General features: G+C 74.8%; 16 protein-coding genes. 11 read left to right on the top strand and 5 right to left on the bottom strand.

Features of this window, described 5'->3' with window-relative positions:
• Positions 1-14: 14 nt before the first annotated feature.
• On the bottom strand, positions 15-752 hold the full coding sequence (locus ACFU5G_RS05235) for a FadR/GntR family transcriptional regulator (RefSeq protein WP_377241492.1): 738 nt from the start codon (positions 750-752) through the stop codon (positions 15-17).
• Between the two features lie 99 nt (positions 753-851).
• Here ACFU5G_RS05235 and ACFU5G_RS05230 point away from each other — a divergent pair, with 99 nt between their 5' ends.
• From ACFU5G_RS05230 to ACFU5G_RS05205, 6 genes are read left to right on the top strand one after another with little or no spacing between them, the layout of a single operon-like run.
• On the top strand, positions 852-2,612 hold the full coding sequence (locus ACFU5G_RS05230) for a dihydroxyacetone kinase family protein (protein ID WP_377241490.1): 1,761 nt from the start codon (positions 852-854) through the stop codon (positions 2,610-2,612).
• 1 nt (position 2,613) lies between these two features.
• Positions 2,614-3,081: a ribose-5-phosphate isomerase gene (locus ACFU5G_RS05225; protein WP_377241488.1), complete on the top strand. Its 468-nt coding sequence runs from the start codon at positions 2,614-2,616 to the stop codon at positions 3,079-3,081.
• Positions 3,081-3,842, top strand: a complete 762-nt coding sequence (locus ACFU5G_RS05220; RefSeq protein ID WP_377241486.1) for a triose-phosphate isomerase family protein — start codon at positions 3,081-3,083, stop codon at positions 3,840-3,842. The genes ACFU5G_RS05225 and ACFU5G_RS05220 overlap by 1 nt, the downstream gene beginning before the upstream one ends.
• Positions 3,839-4,636, top strand: a complete 798-nt coding sequence (locus ACFU5G_RS05215; RefSeq protein ID WP_377241484.1) for a sugar phosphate isomerase/epimerase family protein — start codon at positions 3,839-3,841, stop codon at positions 4,634-4,636. Before ACFU5G_RS05220 ends, ACFU5G_RS05215 begins: the two co-directional genes overlap by 4 nt.
• Positions 4,633-5,487 carry a phosphogluconate dehydrogenase C-terminal domain-containing protein gene (locus ACFU5G_RS05210; RefSeq protein WP_377241482.1) on the top strand — a complete coding sequence of 285 codons (855 nt, stop codon included), beginning with the start codon at positions 4,633-4,635 and terminating at the stop codon, positions 5,485-5,487. Before ACFU5G_RS05215 ends, ACFU5G_RS05210 begins: the two co-directional genes overlap by 4 nt.
• A gap of 9 nt (positions 5,488-5,496) precedes the next feature.
• Positions 5,497-7,305 carry a hypothetical protein gene (locus ACFU5G_RS05205; protein WP_377241480.1) on the top strand — a complete coding sequence of 603 codons (1,809 nt, stop codon included), beginning with the start codon at positions 5,497-5,499 and terminating at the stop codon, positions 7,303-7,305.
• A gap of 66 nt (positions 7,306-7,371) precedes the next feature.
• Here ACFU5G_RS05205 and ACFU5G_RS05200 read toward each other — a convergent pair whose 3' ends face one another.
• Together ACFU5G_RS05200 and ACFU5G_RS05195 are read right to left on the bottom strand one after the other, a co-directional pair.
• A complete protein-coding gene (locus ACFU5G_RS05200) occupies positions 7,372-9,438 on the bottom strand; it encodes a beta-galactosidase (RefSeq protein ID WP_377241478.1) in 2,067 nt (688 codons plus the stop codon).
• Positions 9,435-10,964: a DUF4038 domain-containing protein gene (locus tag ACFU5G_RS05195; protein WP_377241476.1), complete on the bottom strand. Its 1,530-nt coding sequence runs from the start codon at positions 10,962-10,964 to the stop codon at positions 9,435-9,437. Before ACFU5G_RS05195 ends, ACFU5G_RS05200 begins: the two co-directional genes overlap by 4 nt.
• Positions 10,965-11,100: 136 nt before the next feature.
• Here ACFU5G_RS05195 and ACFU5G_RS05190 point away from each other — a divergent pair, with 136 nt between their 5' ends.
• Genes ACFU5G_RS05190 through ACFU5G_RS05175 form a run of 4 tightly spaced genes read left to right on the top strand, consistent with a single transcriptional unit; the run spans position 11,101 to position 17,388 of the window.
• Positions 11,101-12,339 (top strand): ABC transporter substrate-binding protein, encoded by a 1,239-nt coding sequence (locus tag ACFU5G_RS05190; protein ID WP_377241474.1) that lies wholly within the window; start codon positions 11,101-11,103, stop codon positions 12,337-12,339.
• A gap of 18 nt (positions 12,340-12,357) precedes the next feature.
• Entirely contained in the window at positions 12,358-13,311 is a 954-nt protein-coding gene (locus ACFU5G_RS05185) for a carbohydrate ABC transporter permease (protein WP_377241472.1), read from the top strand.
• Complete coding sequence (locus ACFU5G_RS05180; RefSeq protein ID WP_377241470.1) at positions 13,308-14,135, top strand: carbohydrate ABC transporter permease; 828 nt, start codon at positions 13,308-13,310, stop codon at positions 14,133-14,135. The genes ACFU5G_RS05185 and ACFU5G_RS05180 overlap by 4 nt, the downstream gene beginning before the upstream one ends.
• A gap of 1 nt (position 14,136) precedes the next feature.
• Positions 14,137-17,388, top strand: a complete 3,252-nt coding sequence (locus tag ACFU5G_RS05175) for a glycosyl hydrolase (protein WP_377241468.1) — start codon at positions 14,137-14,139, stop codon at positions 17,386-17,388.
• A 33-nt stretch (positions 17,389-17,421) separates the two neighbouring features.
• On the opposite strand, the gene ACFU5G_RS05170 is transcribed toward ACFU5G_RS05175, so the two are convergent.
• Complete coding sequence (locus ACFU5G_RS05170) at positions 17,422-18,249, bottom strand: NAD-dependent epimerase/dehydratase family protein (protein WP_377241466.1); 828 nt, start codon at positions 18,247-18,249, stop codon at positions 17,422-17,424.
• A gap of 89 nt (positions 18,250-18,338) precedes the next feature.
• Between ACFU5G_RS05170 and ACFU5G_RS05165 the strand changes: the two genes are divergently transcribed.
• Positions 18,339-19,298, top strand: a complete 960-nt coding sequence (locus tag ACFU5G_RS05165; RefSeq protein ID WP_377241463.1) for a sugar-binding transcriptional regulator — start codon at positions 18,339-18,341, stop codon at positions 19,296-19,298.
• On the opposite strand, the gene ACFU5G_RS05160 is transcribed toward ACFU5G_RS05165, so the two are convergent.
• The gene (locus ACFU5G_RS05160) at positions 19,288-19,950 is read right to left on the bottom strand and encodes an aspartate/glutamate racemase family protein (RefSeq protein WP_377241461.1); all 663 of its coding nucleotides are present in this window, start codon (positions 19,948-19,950) and stop codon (positions 19,288-19,290) included. The genes ACFU5G_RS05165 and ACFU5G_RS05160 overlap by 11 nt on opposite strands.
• Positions 19,951-19,958 lie beyond the last annotated feature (8 nt).

Raw genomic sequence — 19,958 nt, 5'->3', positions numbered from 1 at the left:
GCAACGCCCCGACGCTAGGGAGCGACCTCCCGCTGGAGCCGCGCGGTCGCGGTCGTCATGTGCACCGCCATCGCGGACGCGGCACCGTCCTCGTCGCCCCGCGCGACCGCGGCCAGGATCTGCTCGTGCTCGCCGAGCGCCACCCGGGCGGCGTCCTCGTCCCCCACCGCGCGGTCCGCGTACACCTGGAGCAGCGAGCGGACCACGTGCAGCTGGTCCAGCAGCACCGGGTTGCCGGCCGCGTCGGCGAGGACGTGGTGGAAGTCCTGGTCCGCGCGGGCGAACGCGCCGAGGTCGGTCACGGAGTCACGCATCCGGTCGAGGTGCTTCGCCAGGCGCTCGCGCTGGGCGGCGTCCACGCGGTTCGCGGCCAGGCGCGCGACGTAGATCTCCAGCCCGGCGCGCAGCTCCAGCAGCGACGTCGTGCTGCGCTCGCCGATGAGCAGCCCCCACCGCAGCGTCTGCGGGAGCAGCTCGCTCGCGGCGCCGCGGAGATAGGTACCCGAACCCGGTCGCACGTCGACCACCCCGAGGATCTCCAGGGCCGCGAGCGCCTCGCGCACCGCCGACCGCCCGACCTCGAGCGAGGCGGCGAGCTGGCGTTCCGGGGGCAGCCGCGTGCCGGGCGGGATCGTGCCGTCGGTGAAGAGGTCGAGGAGCCGGCGGGCGACCTGGGAGGCGGGCGTGCCGGCGGGCAGCGCACCCAGGGACGCGGCGATCTCGTGCGGGCGGGCGTCGGGGTACGCGGGCATGGGGCCAATCTAGCGGCACCGGTCGGATCAGGGGGTTGCAATTGGTCAACCGGTTGGCCACACTGGCACCGCAACCGCCCCTACCGGAGAGGCCCCTCGATGACGAGACTGTGGAACGAGCCGGCCGACTTCGCCGACGAGATGCTCGACGGGTTCGTCGCGGCGCACCCGCGGCACGTCCGCCGGGTCGACGGCGGCGTCGTGCGCCGCGCCCCGGCTCCCGAGGGCCAGGTGGCCGTGGTGGTCGGGGGCGGGTCCGGCCACTACCCCGCGTTCGGCGGGCTGGTCGGCACGGGGCTCGCGCACGGGGCCGCGGTCGGCAACCTGTTCGCGTCGCCGTCCGCCCAGCAGGTGCACGCGGTGGCGAGCGCCGCCCAGCGCGGGGGCGGCGTGCTGCTCACCTACGGCAACTACGCAGGGGACGTTCTCAACTTCAACGCCGCCCAGGTGCGGCTGCGCGCGGCGGGGATCGCGTGCGAGACGGTCGTCGTCACGGACGACGTCGCGAGCGCGCCCGCGGGCGAGCGGCACCGCCGGCGCGGCGTCGCGGGCGACCTGGTGGTGTTCCGGATCGCGGCGGGCGCCGCCGAGGCCGGGCGCGACCTCGCCGGGGTGGCCGCGCTCGCCCGGCGGGCGAACGACCTGACCCGCTCGTTCGGCGTCGCCTTCTCGGGCTGCCGGCTCCCCGGGGCGCCGGAGCCGCTGTTCACCGTGCCCGACGGCCGGATGGCGGTCGGGCTCGGCATCCACGGCGAGCCGGGCATCGACGAGCGCGCGACGCCGTCGGCCGACGACCTCGCCCACCAGCTCGTGGAGCGGCTGCTCGCGGAGAAGCCGGCGGACGCCGGCGGACGGGTCGTCCCGGTGCTCAACGGCCTCGGGTCGGTCAAGTACGAGGAGATGTTCGTCGTCTACCGCACCGTCGCCCAGCTCCTTGCGGAGTCCGGGCACGAGATCCTCGACCCGCACGTGGGCGAGTTCTGCACGAGCTTCGACATGGCGGGCCTCTCGCTGACGCTCTTCTGGCCGGACGCCGACCTGGAGCCCCTGTGGGGCACGCCCGTCGACGCGCCGGGGTATCGGCGGGGCGCGCCCGCGCCGTCGGCCGCGGCGCCGCACCAGGATCCGGACGAGGCCCGGGACACCACGGCAGGCACCGTGCCGGCAACCAGCCCGGCGACCACAGTGCCCGCCTCGGACGCCCCGTCCCGCCGCATCGCCGCCGTCGTCGTCGACGCGCTCCGGGCCGTCGTCACGACGATCGACGAGCACGCCGCCGAGCTGGGCCGCCTCGACGCGGTGGCCGGGGACGGCGACCACGGCATCGGCATGCAGCGCGGCGCCCACGCCGCGGCGGACGCCGCAGCCGCCGCTCTCGCGGCCGGGGCCGGCAGCCGGACCGTCCTCGCCGGCGCGGCCGACGCGTGGTCGAACCGGGCGGGCGGCACCTCGGGCGCCCTGTGGGGCCTCATCCTCCACGCGCTCGCGGCCCGCCTGGGCGACACGGGCCGTCCGGAGCCGCAGGGGGTCGCGGCAGGGGCCGCGGCCGCCCTCGAGGACGTCATGACCTACGGCAGGGCGCGGCCCGGGGACAAGACCCTGGTCGACGCCCTGGCCGCCTTCAGCTCCGAGCTGTCGCGCGGGGTCGGCGCGGGTGACGCGCTGGTCCCGGTCTGGCGGTCAGCGGCGGAGGCGACGGTCGCCGCCGCGGCCGCCACCGCGGACCTCGTGCCGCGCGCCGGACGTGCGCGGACGCACGCCGAGCGGGCGCTCGGGACGCCCGACCCCGGGGCCCGGTCGCTGGCCCTCGTCGTCACGGCGGTGGGGGCCACCCTCGCCGCCGCCACCGGAAGGAGCTGACATGGACAGGCTGCGCATCGTCGTGGGGAGCGACGACGCCGGGTTCGAGTACAAGGAGGTGCTGAAGGCGGACCTCGAGGGCCACGCCGGGGTGGCGTCGGTCGTGGACGTGGGCGTGGACGCCGGGGGCGGCACACTCTACGGCCGGATCGCCGTGGCCGCCGCGGAGCGGGTCGCGGCGGGCGACGCCGACCGCGCGCTGCTGGTGTGCGGCACCGGCCTCGGCGTGGCGATCGCCGCGAACAAGGTCACCGGCATCCGCGCGGTCACCGCGCACGACAGCTTCTCCGTCGAGCGCGGCGTGCTGTCCAACGACGCCCAGGTGCTCACGCTGGGCCAGCGCGTCATCGGCATCGAGCTCGCGCGCCGGCTGGTCCGCGAGTGGCTCACCTACCGGTTCGACCCGACCTCGCCGTCGGCCGCCAAGGTCGCCGTGATCGGCGAGTACGAGGCGACGGGCTCCTGCTGATGACGGTCACCATCGGCGTGAGCCTGAAGATGTACTTCGGCCTCGCCCGCGCCGCGGCCTGGTGCGCCGACGTCGCGCGGCTCGCGGCCCTGCACCCCGGTGTCACCGACGGCGCCGTCGAGCTGTTCGTCGCGCCCACGTACCTGCAGGTCCCCGCCGCCGTCGCCACGTTCGCCGGCACGCGGGTCCGGGTCGCCGTCCAGGACGTGGCCGCCGACGACGCCGGGCCGTTCACCGGGGAGGTCGGCGCCGCCGAGGCCGCCGAGGCCGGCGTCGGGCTGGCGGAGGTCGGCCACGCCGAACGGCGCCGGCTGTTCCACGAGACCGACGACGTCGTGGCCCGCAAGGCGGCCGCCGCGCTGCGGCACGGGCTCACCCCGGTCGTGTGCGTCGGCGAGGAGGACCGGACGACGCCGCAGCAGGCGGCGCGGGAGACGCTCGACCAGCTCGGCCGCTCCACGCGAGGCGTGCCGGACGGCGGCCTCGTGGTCGCCTACGAGCCGGTCTGGGCCATCGGCGCGCCCTTACCCGCGCCCGCCGGGCACATCCGGGCCGTGGCGGGCGCGCTCGGCGACGGCCTGCGCTCGGACCCGGCGCGGCAGGGGTCGCGCGTCCTGTACGGCGGGTCGGCCGGGCCGGGCCTGCTCACGGCGCTGGGGACGGCGGTCGACGGCCTCTTCCTGGGCCGGTTCGCGCACGACGTCGGGGCGCTGGAGACCGTCCTCGACGAGGCCCGCTCGCTCGCCGGGGCGCGCGCGTGATCGGCCTCGGGAGCTACGCCTTCTTCTGGCAGCAGTCGGACCGCGTCCCGGAGCCGCTGACCCTGCGCGACACGTTCGCCGCCACGCGCGAGCTCGGCGTCGGCCTCTACCAGATCTGCGACCACGCGCCGCTGGAGTCGATGTCCGACGCCGAGCTGCGCGACGCCGCGGCCGCCGCCCGCGACCTCGGCCTGACGATCGAGCTCGGCACCAAGGGTGTCGAGCCCGGCCGGCTCGCCCGGTTCCTCGACCTGGCCCGGGTCTTCGACGCCCGGCTGGTGCGCGGCATGGTCGTGGGCGCCCACGGCCGGCGGCCGTCGCTCGCCCGCGCGGAGGTGCAGCTGCGGGCCGCGCTGCCCGCCTACGAGGCCGCCGGCGTCACGCTCGCCCTGGAGACGTACGAGCAGGTCGCCACGGCCGACCTCGTCGGTCTCGTCGAGCGGGTCGGCAGCCCGCGGCTGGGCATCTGCCTGGACCCGGCGAACGTCGTCGCCCGCCTGGAGCAGCCGCGCGAGTGCGTGGAGCGCACCGCGCCGCACGTGCGGAACGTGCACGTCAAGGACTTCGCCTTCGACCGGCAGGACGGCTGGGTGGGCTTCACCTACTCCGGCGCGCCGATGGGCGAGGGCCTGCACGACTACGCGCACCTGCTGCGGACCGTCCGGCCGCGCGAGCGCGACATCAACGAGGTCGTCGAGCACTGGCTGCCGTGGCGGGGCGACGCGGCCACGACCATCCGTACCGAGCGGGACTGGACCCGCACCACCCTGGAGCACCTGAGGAGCACACCATGAGCGAGAGCTACCGGATCGCCGTCGTCGGAGCCGGCGGGAAGATGGGCATGCGCGTCTCGAACAATCTGGTCCAGACGGACCACGAGGTCGCGTACGTCGAGACCTCCCCGGCCGGCCGGCAGCGCACGACGGAGGCCGGCCGCGAGCTGACCGACGCCGCCACGGCCGTGGCCGACGCCGACATCGTGGTCCTGGCCGTGCCGGACCTCGCCCTGCCGGCCGTGACCGCCGAGCTGGTGCCGCAGCTGCGGCCCGGGGCGATCGTCCTGACGCTCGACCCCGCGGCCGCCTACGCCGGCCTGCTGACCACCCGCGAGGACGTGGTCCAGGCCGTCGCGCACCCCTGCCACCCGTCCGTGTTCCTCGAGCGCACCACGAAGGAGCAGTGGGCCGACACGTTCGGCGGGATCGCGGCGCCGCAGGACGCGATCGCCGCGGTCGAGTCCGACGACCCCGCCGCGCGGGACGTCGTCGAGGCGACCGTCCGGGCGATCTACGCGCCCGTGATCGACGTGCACTGGGTCACCGTCAAGCAGCTCGCGCAGCTCGAGCCCACCCTGGTCGAGACGATCGCGTGCATGATCGGCGCGCTGCTCAACGAGGCGCTCGACGAGGCCGTGCACACGATGGGCGTGCCCGAGGCCGCCGCGCGCAGCATCCTGTACGGCCACACCCAGGTCGCGCTCGCCAACGGGCTGCGCGGCGACAACCCGTTCAGCGACGCCTGCCTGATCGCCATGGACTACGGCCGCGAGTCGATCGTCAAGGAGGACTGGAAGAAGATCTTCCGCGACGACGAGCTCGACAAGAACCTCGCCCGCATGCTGCACCTCGACACGATCGAGCGCTGAGCGCCTCGGGTGAACGCCCAGGACGACGTGGCGACCCATGAACCGCCCGGCTGGTGGACGCCGGCCGAGCCCTGGAGCCGGGGGCGCTGGTCCGTCGAGCGGCGGGGCGACGAGATCGCCGACGTCCGGTACGACGGCGTGCTCGTGCTGCGGAGCGTGCGGCTCGTGGTGCGCGACGACGCCTGGCGCACCGCCGACCTCGTCGTCGGCCAGGTGCGGGACGACGCGGACGGGCTCTCGGTCGACGTGCGCACCGCGGCCGGGGGCGTCGACGTCCGGGGCACGATCCGCGTCGCCGCCGCCGGTCCGCGCCTGACGGTCGCGTGGGCCGGCGCGCCGGCCGGGGACCTGCTGACCAACCGGACCGGGCTGGTCGTGCTGCACCCGCCGCACGTGGCCGGGGCCGCGCTGGAGGTAAGCCACCCCGACGCCTCGGTCACGCGCACACGCTTCCCGCGGGCGATCAGCCCGCACCAGCCCGCCCGCGACATCGCGGCGCTGGCCTGGCACGACGGCGGCCTCGACCTCCGGCTCGACCTGCGCGGCGACGTGTTCGAGATGGAGGACCAGCGCAACTGGACCGACGCGTCGTTCAAGACCTACAGCCGGCCCCTGACGCTGCCGTTCCCGTACCTGCTGCGGGCCGGGGCGCCGTTGCGGCAGGCGGTGGAGGTCACGGCGTCGGGCCGGGCGGTCCGGGCGCGGGACCAGGACGACGGCCCCGCCGTGGTGCGGCTCCGGGCGGCGGGGATCTTCCCCTCCGTCATCACCTCGGCCTCGACGGCCGGCGGCCCCGCGCCGGCCGTCCCGCCCCCGGGTGACGCCCTCCTCGTCGAGCTCGACCTCGCCACGACGACCTGGCCCGCCGTGCTGGCGCGCGCGGCGGACCCGGGTCTGCCGCTCGACGTGCGCCTGATCCTGCCTGACGACCTGCCCGACCATCACCTGCCCGCCGCCGATGCCGTCGCCGTCACCTCCACGGCCGCACTCGCTCAGGCGGTCGCCGCTCTACGCGCCCTACCCGTCGCACGCATCGCCGCCTTCTCCCCCACGACCCACGTCGCGGGGGCCGCCGAGGTCTCCGCCCTGCGCGCGGCCCTCGCGCGCACCGGGACGAGCGCCAAGGTGCTCGGCGGGGTGCGTGCGCACTTCACCGAGCTGAACCGCTGCCACGACCTGGTCCCCGCCGACGTCGACGGCCTCACCTTCAGCACCACGCCCCTGTTCCACTCCGGCGACACGGAGCAGCTCGTCGAGTCGGTCGCGATGCAGCGGCTCGTCGCCGCGCAGGCCGTCGACCTCGCGGCCGGCCGCCGCCCCGTGCACGTCGGACCGGTCACGCTCCGGCCCCGGTTCAACGACGTCGCCGAGCCGCACCAGGACCGCCGGGCCGACCCGGCGCACGACGCCGACCCCCGCCAGTCCCGCGCGGAACTCGCCGCCTGGGTCGTGGCCGGCGCCGCCGCCCTTGCCGTGCCCGGGGTCGCGAGCATCGCCTGGTTCGAGGACCAGGGCCCACGCGGCCTGGTCGGCCCGGCGGGCGTCCCGCGCCCCGTGGCCGAACCGGTGCGCGTGCTGGCGGGGCTCGCGGGCCGGGAGCTCCTGTCGGGGGCCAGCCCGGACGGGCGCGTCTGGGCGCTCGGCGCCCGCGACGGCGCCGGCACGCTGGTGCTCGCGGCGAACCTCGACCGGCGGGCGCGGACCGTCACGGTCGTGGTCGATACCGGGCACGACGAACCCGAAGACGGCGACGCGGCGACCGCGCGCAGGGTGGGGCTCCGGCTGGCACCTCAGACATGGACGAGCGTCTGGGCCTGAGTCGGGCCTGGACGCGGGTCCCGGCCTCGGTCGGGACCCGCAGGCCCGCACCAGCACCTGTGCCGCTCACGCAGCCGGATCGAGCACCGGCTCGCCCCACACCGCCACGCCCCACGCCCCCAGGACGACTCGTTCGCCGTCGTCGAGGAACGACCCCGCGAGCACGTCGTCCACCCCGCGTGCGGTCACCACCTCGCAAGCCACGGCCGACCAGTTGTGCAGCACCCACACCCGGCCGCGAGCGCCGACGAGCGAGTGCAGGGTCACCGCCTCCGGACGTTCGACGACAGGCCAGGCGGGTACGGCGGGGCCGGCGGCGTCCGCCATGACCCGGGCGAGCAGCCGCCGGTCCAGCATGGTGCCGACCACGGTGATCTCGCCCTGCCCGACGGCGCGCCGGGTCGCCGCGGCCCAGCGGCCGAGGTGGGGGTGGTCGTACCTGGCGAGGGTGGTGGCGCCGTCGGGTTCGAGGCAGTCGGCCCAGCCGTGGGCGGTGCCGGCGAGGTCGCCGAGCCGTACCTCGACGGGGTCGGCGAGGGCGGCGGTCTCCCGGTAGGTGACCCCGGCCGCGTCGCCGAGGAGGGCGGGGGCGCGGGTCGGCCGCATCCGGCCCTCGTGGTCGCCGTAGCCGGTCCGCGGTCCGAGCACGAGCCGCCCGCCCAGGCGGGCGTACTCGGCGAGTATTGCGAGGGTGGCGTCGGGAGCGGCGATCAGCCCGGCGACGACGAGGGTCGGGTACCGCCGGACGAGCTCCCCGGCGGGCGGCAGCCGCCGGGCGTTCAGGTAGCCGACCTGCAACCCCGCGTCGACGGCGCCCCGGCCGAACGCGCCCACGATCTTCTGGTACGACGCGCGGTCGGGGGCGCCTTCGGTGCCGAACGGCGGGTCGAACGCCGTCAGCCACTCGCTGTCGTGGTCGTGGACCACGCCGACCTGCTCGTCGGGGCGGGCGTCGGCGAGCCAGGGCGCTGCCGCCGCGAGCTGCCGGCCGGTCGCCGCGACCTGGTCGTAGACCCGTCCGGGTTCCAGGTCGTGGCCGAGGATGCCGCCCCAGTGCGCCTCGGCGCCCGAGTGCAGAGTGTGCCAGTGCCAGTACGAGACCAGCCGGGCGCCCCGCGCGGCCAGGAGCCAGGCCGCCTGGCCGAGCTGGCCGTCGTACGGCGGGCGGGTCAGGCGGGCGGGCCCGATCGACCCGGCGCCGGTCTCGGTGACGAGGAACGGCGCCTCCTTGGTGGCGCGCACCCGGTCCGCCATGAGCACGACCTGCGGCACGTCGTCGGCGTACCAGTGCCCGCCCGCGCCGTCCGTCGCCAGGGCGAGGGCGTCCTGCGCGAGGTAGTAGGCGTTGCCGCTCGCCACGTCGAGGGCCGCGCCGACGGCGACGTCGTCCATGGCGGGCCGCTGGTAGGCGATGCAGGTGGTGAGGAAGGTGTCGTCGGCCACCAGCTCGCGCACGATCCCGGCCTGCCACGCGATGAACTCGGTGGTCTGCTCGGCCTGGAAGCGCCGCCAGGCGAGCTCGTACGCGGGCGTGGTGTTCCCTGCCGGCTCCCACAGCTCGTCCCAGTCGGCGATCCGGTGCGACCAGTAGGCCAGGCCCCACTCGTGGTTCAGGGTCTCCGGGTCGCCGTACCGGTCGGCGACCCAGCGGCGGAAGCGTGCGACGACACCCTCGTTGTGGATCAGGTGCAGCCCCGGCTCGTTGTCGAGCTGGATGCCGACCACGGCCGGGTGCCGGCCGTGCCGCCCGACCACGGCGCGGATCACGCGCTCGGCATACGCCCGGAAGGTGTCGGCGGTGAAGTCGGCCTCCTGCCGCGCGCCCCACGGCACGCGCGACCCGTCGCGCCGCCGGACGGCGAGCTCGGGGTGCTTTCGGCTCAGCCAGGGCGGCACCGCGTAGGTGGGCGTGCCGAGGATCGCGTCGATCCCGTGCGCGGCCGCGCCGTCGAGCACCGGGGTGAGCCACTCCAGGTCGAACCGGCCGTCCGCCGGCTCCCAGGTGGACCACACGGACTCGCCGACCCGGATACAGCCGATACCCGCCTCGGCCATGAGCCGCAGGTCGGTCTCCAGGCGCCCCGGGTCGGGCAGGTACTCGTTGTAGTAGGCCGTGCCCAGCCGCACGGTCATCCCACCGGCTCCACGCGCGTGACCAGCAGGGCGACGGCCTCGCCCCGCGGCAGCGGCACCGGGTCGGAGGCCCGGTCCCGCGCCTCGTTGCGGCCCACGTCCGTCAGGGAGAAGCGGCCGGGCACGCGCTCGACGGTCATGTGCCACGTGTCGACCACGTCGACCACGAACTCGTCGCCCGGCTCGGGCCGCTCGCCGGGGAAGCCCACGGGGAGGCGGAACTCCCACTGCTCGGGCGCGGACCGGCCGAGGTACTGCACGTACTGCCGGCGCGGCGCCCCGGCCACGTGCGCCGGGTCGTCCCACTTGTCGATCGGGTCGAGGCCGGGCACGTCCAGCCCGTCCAGCACCTCGCGCAGGAACGCCAGCCGCGCGGGCGCCGCGCCGCGCAGGCGCCCGCCCTCGACCATGTGCAGGCTGCCGCTCGGTGTCACGAAGCTCTCGCCGTGCGACGCGTAGCACCCGGCGACGGTGGTGTTCCAGAACTGGTGCACGAGCTGCCGCGCGTCGAGGTCGCCCCACCGCAGCGGGATGTCGCCCTCGTACTTGATCTCGTCGAGCACCACCGGCTTGCCCCACACGTCCCGGTAGAGGTTCGCCCGGCCGGGCTCGGTCGTCGCCGACCCGTTCTGGAGCGACGCGTGCGTGACCCACGGCTGGTTGTTGTCGTACAGCTCGACCCAGTTGTGGATCGAGCGCAGGTGCTGGTGCGGGTCCAGCTCGGCGAGCAGCGCACCGGCCCGGTCCCAGCGCTCCGCGGGGCGCTCGAGCTGGTCGAACTCGTTGCACAGCGACCACCACACGTTCGGGTGGGCCGCGAGCCGCGCCACGAGGTAGCGCAGGTAGACGGCGTCCTCCTGTTCGGACAGCCCGTCGAGCCCGAAGAACCCGCGGTCGTACGCGTTCAGGAGCAGCACGTCCGCCTGGATCCCGTGCTCCCCCAGGGTGGCCACGGCGGCGTCGAGCCTGCGGAAGAAGGCCGGCACCGGGCGCGAGACGTCCCACCGGCCCTCGGCCCGCTCGAAGGGCAGGAGCTCGGGGACGTGCTCCACGTAGCCGCCGGCCTGCGGGAAGACCATGAAACGCAGCTTGTTGAACCCCGCCTCGGCGATCGCGGCGACCGTGTCGCCGAAGAGCGGCTCGTCCTGGTGCAGCCAGTTGTAGGCGGTGGTCCCGACGGGCCGGAACGGGGTGCCGTCCGCGTGGGCGAAGTGGAACCGGTGCGCCACCCGCACCGGGCCCGGACCCCGGGCGCCGCGGACGTCGAAGGCGCCGGCCGTGCGGTCGAGCGCGGTCCGCGCGTCCGCGACCTCCCACGTCCAGCGCCCCTCGCGCTCGGCGCAGAACCGCGCCCGGTAGTCGTGGCCGCCGTCCCAGAAACCCGCGACCACCACCGGCTCGCCGCCGTCGTCGCAGGTCAGGCGCACGGTGAACGGCGGTTGCCCGCCCACCGGCAGGGCGTCGTCGCCCCGGAAGGACAGCTCGACCGTGTCGTACATCGTCGTGCGGCTCGTCGTGCGGGTCATGGCCCTCCTCGTCGCTCCATTGAAAGGTATCAACGCGATGCGTACTATATCCAACAGCGAATGATCATTCACCATGCATGACTGGCGCCTCGCTGGCGAAGGACAACGACGTTTCACCAACAAGCGGAGGCACGACATGAGAGCAGCACGACCCCTGACCACCACCGTCGCGGCGCTCGCGACCCTGGGGCTGGTCACGGCATGCGGGAGCACGACGGGCGGCGGCGACGGCGCCGTCGAGCTGACCCTCTGGGTACGCGGGGCCTCGCTCCCCGACGACGTCGAGACGCTGCTCGACGAGGAGTTCCCGGACTACGACATCACGGTGCAGGACATCCCCGACGTGGAGGACAAGCTCCGCGCGGCGCTGCGCTCGCGCAGCGGCCTGCCGGACGTCGTCGTCATGGGCGGGAGCCTGCCGTCCTTCTTCGAGGTCGCGGACCAGTTCGTGGACCTGTCCGACGAGGCGGCCGCGGGCGACGCCGTCGACTGGGCCCTGGAGCTCGGCCGCGACCCCGAGGGCCGGCAGGTGGCGCTGCCCACCGACATCGGCCCGTGGGGCTTCTTCTACCGGGCCGACGCCCTCGAGGAGCTCGGCTACCCGGCCGAGCCCGACGAGGTGGCCGCCGAGGTCGGCACCTGGGACGCGTACCGCGAGCTGGCCCAGAAGGCCGCCGACCAGGACGTGTACGTCTGCGACCATGCCGGCCAGAACTACCAGGCGATGCTCGCGCAGAACGGCTACGCCTACTTCGCGCTCGAGGACGGGCAGGAGAGCAACGTCGTCGACTCCCCCGTGTCCCACGACGCCTTCGTCGGCTCCGCCGCGCTCGCCCAGGACGGGCTGTGCGCGAACACCGAGCCGTACACGCCGGAGTTCAACGCGGCGCTCACCCAGGAGAAGATCGTCGGCTTCGTCGGCCCGGCCTGGGAGGACGGCCTCCTGAAGTCCGCCGGGGAGCAGCAGGCGGGCGACTGGCGCGTGACCGCGGTGCCCGGCGGGGCGGCCGCGACCGGCGGCTCGTTCGTCTCGGCCCTCGCGGCGAGCGACCACGCGGACGCGGCCGCCGAGGTGGCCGCCTTCCTCGGCGGGCCCAGGTCGCAGAAGGCCGGGTACCTCGACAAGGGCCTGTTCCCGCCCTCGACGCAGGTGCACACCGATCCCGACGTCGCCGTGCCCCAGGACTACTACGGGGGCCAGGACACGCTCGGTGCCCTGGCCGCCACGGCCGTGGACGCGCCCGTCGTCTACCAGGGCACCGGGTCGAGCGTGGTGGCGGCGCAGTTCTTCGTCGCGCTCAGCGACCTCGCGGCGAGCGGCGACGACCCGGAGACCGTCTACCGGTCGCTCGTCGACGCGAACTCCGGCCGATAGCCCACGGGAGGCCCACGCATGCCCAGGAGGACCGCACGCCCCGCCGTGCCCACCACCCGCCGGAGGGCCGACCAGCCGGCCCTTCGGCGGTACTGGCGGGAGTACCTCGCCATCTCGCCCTTCTACGTCCTGTTCGCCGTCTTCGGGCTCTTCCCGCTGGTGTTCGCGCTGTACCTGTCGACCGTCTCGTGGGACGGGCTCGGCGAGCCCGACCAGGTCGGCCTCGACCAGGTCCTCCGCCTCGTGAGCTCGGGCGAGTTCCTCGACGCCCTCGGCAACACCGTCATCATCTTCCTGATCGCCCAGGTCCCCGTGATCCTCGCGGCCCTGGGCGCGGCGGCGCTGCTCAGCTCGCCCCGCCTGAAGGGCCGGGGCATCTACCAGACCCTCTTCTTCCTGCCCCAGGTGACGTCGATCGTCGCCGTCGCGATCGTGTTCCAGTCCCTCTTCTCCAACGAGTTCGGGATCATCAACACGCTGCTCGAGGCGGTCGGGCTCGGCGCCGTGCCGTGGATGACGACGGCGTGGGGCGTGCGGCTCGTCGTGGCGCTGATGATCTTCTGGCGCGGCTTCGGGTACTTCGTCGTCATCTTCCTGGCCGGCATCGCGTCGATCCCGCCGACCCTCTACGAGGCGGCACGCCTGGACGGGGCCGGCCCGTGGCGCATCCTGCGTTCCATCACGGTGCCGATGATCTGGCCCACCGTCCTGTTCGTCGCCGTGACCGGCACGATCAGCGGCTTCCAGATCTTCACCGAGCCGCAGGTGCTCACCAACGGCCTGGGCGGGCCGGACGGCTCGGTCGTGACCCTGATGTTCCTGCAGGTCGGCTACATGGGCTCGACGCTGCCGACGGTCGCCCCCGACCTGGGCTTCGCGACCACCATCGGCTGGGGGATCTTCGTGGTCCTCATCCTGCTGGCCCTGTTCAACTCGCGCGTCATCAACGGGCGCCGCAAGGAGATGTCATGAGGTCCCGCCGCCACGCCTGGCTGCAGCACGCCGTCCTGATCCCCGCCGCCGCGCTCTTCGCGTTCCCCTTCTACTGGCTCGCGGTGATGGCGACAAGCCGCACGTCCGACATCTTCTCCAGCCCGCCCCGCCTCGTCCCCGGCGGCGAGATCGTGTCGAACATCGAGCGGCTGACCGGCAGCGTCGACTTCCTGGGCGCGTTCGCCAACTCCGTCGTCGTCTCGGTCACCGCGACCCTCCTGACGGTCACGATCGCCGCCCTGTCCGGGTTCGTCTTCGCGATGTACCGCTTTCCCGGCCGGGACCCGCTGTTCGCCGTCCTGCTGGTCACCATGACGCTGCCCACCGGCGTCATGCTCGTGCCGACGTTCCAGATCTACGCCGACCTGGGCTGGCTGAACACCTACCTGCCGCTGATCGTCCCCGGGGCGGCGAGCGCGTTCGGGATCTTCTGGATGCGGCAGGCCGCGCGCGAGGCGGTGCAGTACGAGGTGATGGAGGCCGCCCGGGTCGACGGCGCCGGGTTCCTGCGCGTGTTCTGGCACGTGGCGCTGCCGGCCCTGCGGCCGGCGGTCGCCGGGTTCACCGTCTTCCAGTTCATGTGGAACTGGAACGAGTACCTCTGGCCGATGCTCGTGCTGAACGACCAGGAGAAGTACACGCTGCCTGTGGCGCTGCAGCAGCTCAACGGCAGCCACGGCACCAGCGACTACCCCGTGGTGATGGCGGCGACCCTGCTCGCCACGATCCCGCTGATCGTGCTGTTCCTGTTCTTCCGCCGGCAGGTCATGAGCAGCGCGACGGCCGGGGCGGTGAAGGGCTGAGATGGCACCCTGGGTCTACTGGTACTGGATGTACTCCGCGTACTCCGCCGAGGAGATCACGGCGGACCTCGAGGCCATGGCGCACGCGGGCGTCGGCGGGGCGTACCTCATGCCGATCAAGGGCGCGACGACGCCGCCCCTGCTCGACCCGCCCGTGCACCAGGGCACGCCGCGGTGGTGGGCGCTCGTGCGGCACGCCCTTCAGGAGGCCGACCGGCTGGGGCTCCAGCTGGCCATGCACGCCTGCGACGGGTTCGCGGTGGCCGGCGGCCCCTGGATCACGCCCGAGCTGAGCATGCAGCGGATCACCTGGTCCGAGGCCCTCGTGCCCGCCGGCGGCGGACCCACGGCCCTGCCGCTGCCGCCGACGCGGGAGGGCCACTACCGCGACCTGCGCACGGTCGCCCTGCCGCCGCGGGCCACGGACGCCCCGCTGCCCCGGCCCGTGGTGCGCACCGACGAGGGCCTGGACGCGAGCTTCCTGCTGGACGACGACGGCGGCGCCGACCGGGAGCTGCACCTGGAGGAGGGCGGCTGGGTGGAGCTCGACTTCGGCGAGCCGGTCACCCTGCGGGCGCTGCGGGTCGCTCCCGGGCTGCGCTCCCACCAGCCGCAGCGCCTGCGCGTCCTCGCGGGCGACGACGTGCTGGAGCCCGTGCTGCGGCTGCGCCCCGCCCGCGCGGGCTGGCAGGACGACGGCGCGGACTACACGCACGCCCTGCCGCCCCGGACGGCGCGGCGCTGGCGGTTCGTGCACGACCCGGACGGCACCGAGCCCGGCACCGAGGACCTCGACGCCGCGAAGTGGGCGCCGACCTGCGTGCTGCGCGGCCTGCGGCCGTCGGCGCGCCCCGTCGTCGACCACGTCGAGGGCAAGTCGGGGGCCGTCTGGCGCATCGCCCCCGAGCCGGCGCCCGGGGCGCTGACCGACGAGGACTGCTACCGGCCCGACGACCTGGTCGACGTGACCGCGCACGTCGACGACGCGGGCGTGCTGCACTGGTCGCCGCCCGAGGGGTCGTGGCGCGTCGTCCGGATCGGGCACACGTCGACGGGCCGGCGCAACGAGACCGCGGGAGCGGCACAGGGGCTGGAGGCCGACAAGTTCTCGGCGGAGGCGGCCGCCCTCCAGTTCGACTCCTGGTTCGGGCAGGCGCTGCGCACCGCGGGCGACCTGGCCGGGCGCGTGCTCAGCGTGTTCCACATCGACAGCTGGGAGTGCGGTAGCCAGAACTGGTCGCCCCGGTTCGCGGACGAGTTCGCCCGCCGGCGCGGCTACGACCTGCTGCCCTGGCTCCCCCTGCTCGCCGGCGTGCCGCTGGAGAGCGTGCGCCGGGGCGAGCAGGTGCTGCACGACGTGCGGCGCACCATCTCCGAGCTCGTGGTGGACGTCTTCTTCGCCACGATGGCCGACCGCGCGCACGCCGCCGGGACGGCGTTCAGCAGCGAGTGCGTCGCACCGACCATGACCTCCGACGGGATGGCGCACTTCCGGCACGTCGACCTCCCCGCGGGCGAGTTCTGGCTGCGCAGCCCCACCCACGACAAGCCCAACGACATGCGGGACGCGATCTCCGCGGCCCACGTCTACGGGCGGCAGATCGTCCAGGCCGAGGCGTTCACCCAGCTCCGCATCGACTGGGACGAGCACCCCGGCACGCTCAAGGCCCTGGGCGACCTCAACTTCGCCCTCGGCGCGAACCGGTTCTTCTACCACGTGTTCGTGCACAACCCGTGGACCGGCCGGGCGCCCGGCATGACGCTCGACAACACCGGCACGGTCTTCCAGCGCGACCAGCCGTGGTGGCACCTGGGCGCCCCCGCGCTCGTCGGGTACCACCGCCGCGTGCAGGACCGCCTCCAGCGCGGCGCGCCGGTGGTGGACGTCGCCGTGTTCACCGGCGAGGAGATCCCGAGCCGGGCGGTCCTGCCCGAACGCCTGGTCCCGACCCTGCCCGGCCTGGTCGGCGCGGACCGGGTGCGCGCCGAGTCGCACCGGCTCGCCAACACCGGGCGCCCGCTGCGCCGGCTCCCGAAGGAGGCCCTGCACAGCGCCCACGTCGTCGGCACCGGCGACTGGGTCGACCCGCTGCGCGGCTACGCGTACGACAGCGTCAACCCCGACGCCCTGCTCCGGCTCGCCCGCGTGACGGACGGCCGCCTCACCTTCGAGGGAGGGGCGAGCTACGCGGTGCTGGTGGTGCCCGGCGCCGGCCCGACGTCGCCGGTCCCCGTGCTCTCGACGGCGACGGCCCGCCGGCTGGCCGAGCTGCGGGACGCGGGCCTGACCCTCCTGCTCGGGGAGCGCCCCGCGCGCAGCCCGGGCCACGAGCCCGACGAGGCGTCCTGGACGCGGGCGATCGACCGGCTGTGGGGCGGCCCGCACGACTCTGTGCAGGAGGCGGCGCTGCCGTGGCACCGCCCCGACCTGCGCGACGTCGGCATCGAGCCGGACGTCCTCTTCCATGCTCCTGAGGACGCCGCCGAGGAGCCCCTCGCCTGGACCCACCGGCGCGACGGCGCCGCCGACGTCTACTTCCTCTCCAACCAGGCGCCCCGCCGCCGCACGCTGGTGGTCTCGACGCGCGGCACCGGCCGCGTGCCGGTCCTCGACGACCCGCTCGCCGGGACGACCGAGGACGCCGCGGGCTGGTGGACGGCGGAGGGCCGGACGTTCGTCCCGGTCACCCTCGACGTCGCCGGCTCCCTGTTCCTCCGGTTCGAGCGTGCCGGGACGCCCGGGGCCCGCACGACCGTCCCCCGAGCTGCCCCGGCCGCCGTCGTCGAGCACGACGCCCCGTGGACCGTGACGTTCTCCGCGAGCCCGCACTCCCCCGCCGGGCCGGTCCGCCTCGACGCCCTGGCCGACCTGTCCGGCCACCCGGACCCCCGGGTGCGGCACCACGCCGGGACGGTCACCTACCGGACCCGGCTCGAACCGGGCCGGAGCCCGGGCGCCCGCCTGGACCTGGGCTCGGTCGCCGGCGTGGCCCGGGTCCGCGTGAACGGCGAGGACCGCGGCGTCGTGTGGACGCCGCCCTACGTCGCCGAGATCGGCGACGCGCTGCGGGACGGCGAGAACGTCCTGGAGGTCGAGGTCGCCGGCACCTGGGCCAACCGGATGATCCTCGACGAGACGCTGCCCGAGGCGGACCGGGCGACCTGGCGCATGGCGCCGTTCCGGCTCGACGACGCGGCCCTGTCACCGGCCGGGCTGCTCGGCCCGGTGCGCCTGCTCACGCAGCCGGGCTGAGCCGGACTGAGCCGGGCTGAGCCGCCCCACCCGTCACCGCCAGTCGTGCTCGGCGCGGAAGCCCAGCTCCGCCTGGATGCGCCGCGTGGAGACGAGCGACTCGAACTCGCCCAGGTCGTCCGCGACCGGAGTGCCGGGGAACCACGACCCGGCGAGCTCGCGCGACGTGATCGCCGAGCCCGACGTGGGCGCGGCCACGTTGTACACGCGGAACCCCGGGCGGGCCGCCGCGAGCGCGCAGGCGACCGCGGCGGCGCCGTCCCGCGCGTCGACCCAGGAGCCGAGCAGGTCGCGGCGGTAGAGCGGGTCCGCGGCCCGGTCGAAGGTGTCGTACTCGTCGGCGCCGACTACGTTCGTGAACCGCAGCGCGGTGTACGACGCGCCGGGCAGCCACCGCACCAGCTGCGCCGCCATCGCCTCCTCGACCACCTTGCCGAGCCCGTAGGTGTTGTTGGCGCTGGTGTACGACTCGTCGACCGGGAGCGCCGGCGGGGCCTCGTCGAACGGGAACCCCATGGCCGTGATGCTGGACGCGAGGACCACCGTGGTGATCCCCGCCCGCTGGGCGGCGTGCAGCACGTTGAACGAGGCCAGGACGTTGGTGCGGAACGTGGTGGCGTCGGGCACGATGCCGTTGACGGGCACGGCGGCCAGGTGCACGAGCGCCTCCAGCCCCTGGTGCCGCGCGGTGACGCCGAGCAGCGCGTCGAGGGTCTGGCCGCCGTCGGTCAGGTCGACGCGCGTGAAGCCGGGGCCGGCCGGTCCGGCGACGTCGAGCCCGAGCACGTCCCGGCCGTCGGCGCGGAGCCGCTCGACCGTGGCCCGCCCGAGCTTGCCGCTGCTCCCTGTCACTGCGATCATTCGTCTGCCTCCTGCTGTATCGCGATGTGGTACGGGTCCCGTAGAATGCATAATCATTCTGGTGTGAAATTGCGATCGAGGAGTCCTCCATGGCACGTCAGCACGACGGGCAGATGCGCCTCATGACGAAGGTCGCGCGCATGTACCACGAGCGCGGCGCACGGCAGGCGGACATCGCCACGGCCCTGAGCATCTCCCAGGCCAAGGTCTCGCGGCTCCTGAAGCGCGCGGAGAGCGTCGGCATCGTCCGCACGATCGTCACCGCGGCGCCCGGGGTGTACGCCGACCTCGAGGAACGCCTCGAGGACCGGTACGGGCTCACCGAGGCCGTGGTGGTCGACATCGAGCCCGACGCGGACGAGCCGGAGACGCTCGCGGCGATCGGCGCCGGCGCCGCCGCCTACCTGGAGGCGACGCTCTCCGGGGGCGACCGCATCGGCGTCAGCTCGTGGAGCGAGACCGTGCTCGCCATGGTCGACCGGCTGCGGCCCTTCACGACCAGGGGCGCGATCGAGGTCGTCCAGCTCCTCGGCGGCGTCGGCGCGCCCGAGGCCCAGAGCCACTCGAACCGCATCCTCGGCGACCTCGCCCGCCGGATCGGCGCCGACCCCGTGTACGTCTCCGCACCCGGCCTCGTGGCCAACCCCGCGATCCGCGACAGCCTCCTGGAGGACGCCTCGATGCAGCAGGTGCTGCGGCACTGGCGCGAGCTGACGATGACGATCATGGGCATCGGCAGCGTCGAGCCGTCGAGCGTGCTCGCCACCTCCGGCAACGCCTTCTCCCCCGAGGAGCGCGACGCGCTGCTCGCGGACGGCGCGGTCGGCGACATCTGCCACCGCATCTTCCGCGCAGACGGGACCCTGGTGCGCGGCGACCTCGACGACCGGGTCATCGCGATCCCCGCCCAGGACCTGCTGCGCATCCCCCGCCGGGTCGGCGTCGCCGGCGGCCCCCGGAAGCTGGAGGCCATCCGGGGGGCGCTCGCGGGCCGCTGGGTCACCACGCTCGTGACCGACCTGCGCACCGCGGAGGAGCTCACGGCCTGACGCCGGCCACGACCTCGCGCAGCCGCTCGATGCCCGGCGCGAGGCTCGTCAGGACGGGCACGCCGACCTGGACGGCCTCGGCCGCGCCGGCCATCGACGCCTGCGCCAGCACGACGACGTCGGCCTCGGCGGCCACCCGCTCGATCGCGGCGCCGACCAGGCGGTCGTGGGTCGGCCGGTCGCCGCCCGCCACCGCCGCGAAGGCGCCGTCGATCACCTCGCTCGTGATCGTCGGCGCGACCCCGGCGGCCTCGGCCCGCTCGCGGATCAGGGCCGTGGTGGGCGCGCACGTCGTCGGCAGGGTGGCCAGCACGGCGATGCGCCCGCCGAGCCCGACCGCCTGGTCCGCCATCGCCTCGTCGATGCGCAGCACGGGCACCCCCACCCGGTCGCCCGTCGGGGCGGCCAGGTGGGAGATGGACGAGCAGGTGAGCATGACGACGTCCGCCCCCGCCGTGCGGGCCGCCTCGACGAGGCCGGCGACCCGGTCGGGCACCGACGCGGCGCGCTCCGGGTCGGCGAGGTCGGCCACGATCCTGTCGTCGAGGTAGTTGATCGCTGTCGCGTCGGGCAGCAGGTCCCGCGCCAGGTCCATGACCGGCGCGATCACGACGGCTCCGGTGTGCAGGAAGGCGATCCTCGGTCCGGTCATCTTTTCCA

The sequence above is a fragment of the Promicromonospora sp. NPDC057488 genome (genome assembly GCF_042802395.1).
Classification (GTDB): domain Bacteria; phylum Actinomycetota; class Actinomycetes; order Actinomycetales; family Cellulomonadaceae; genus Promicromonospora.
This window is presented reverse-complemented; position numbering and strand designations above follow the sequence as displayed.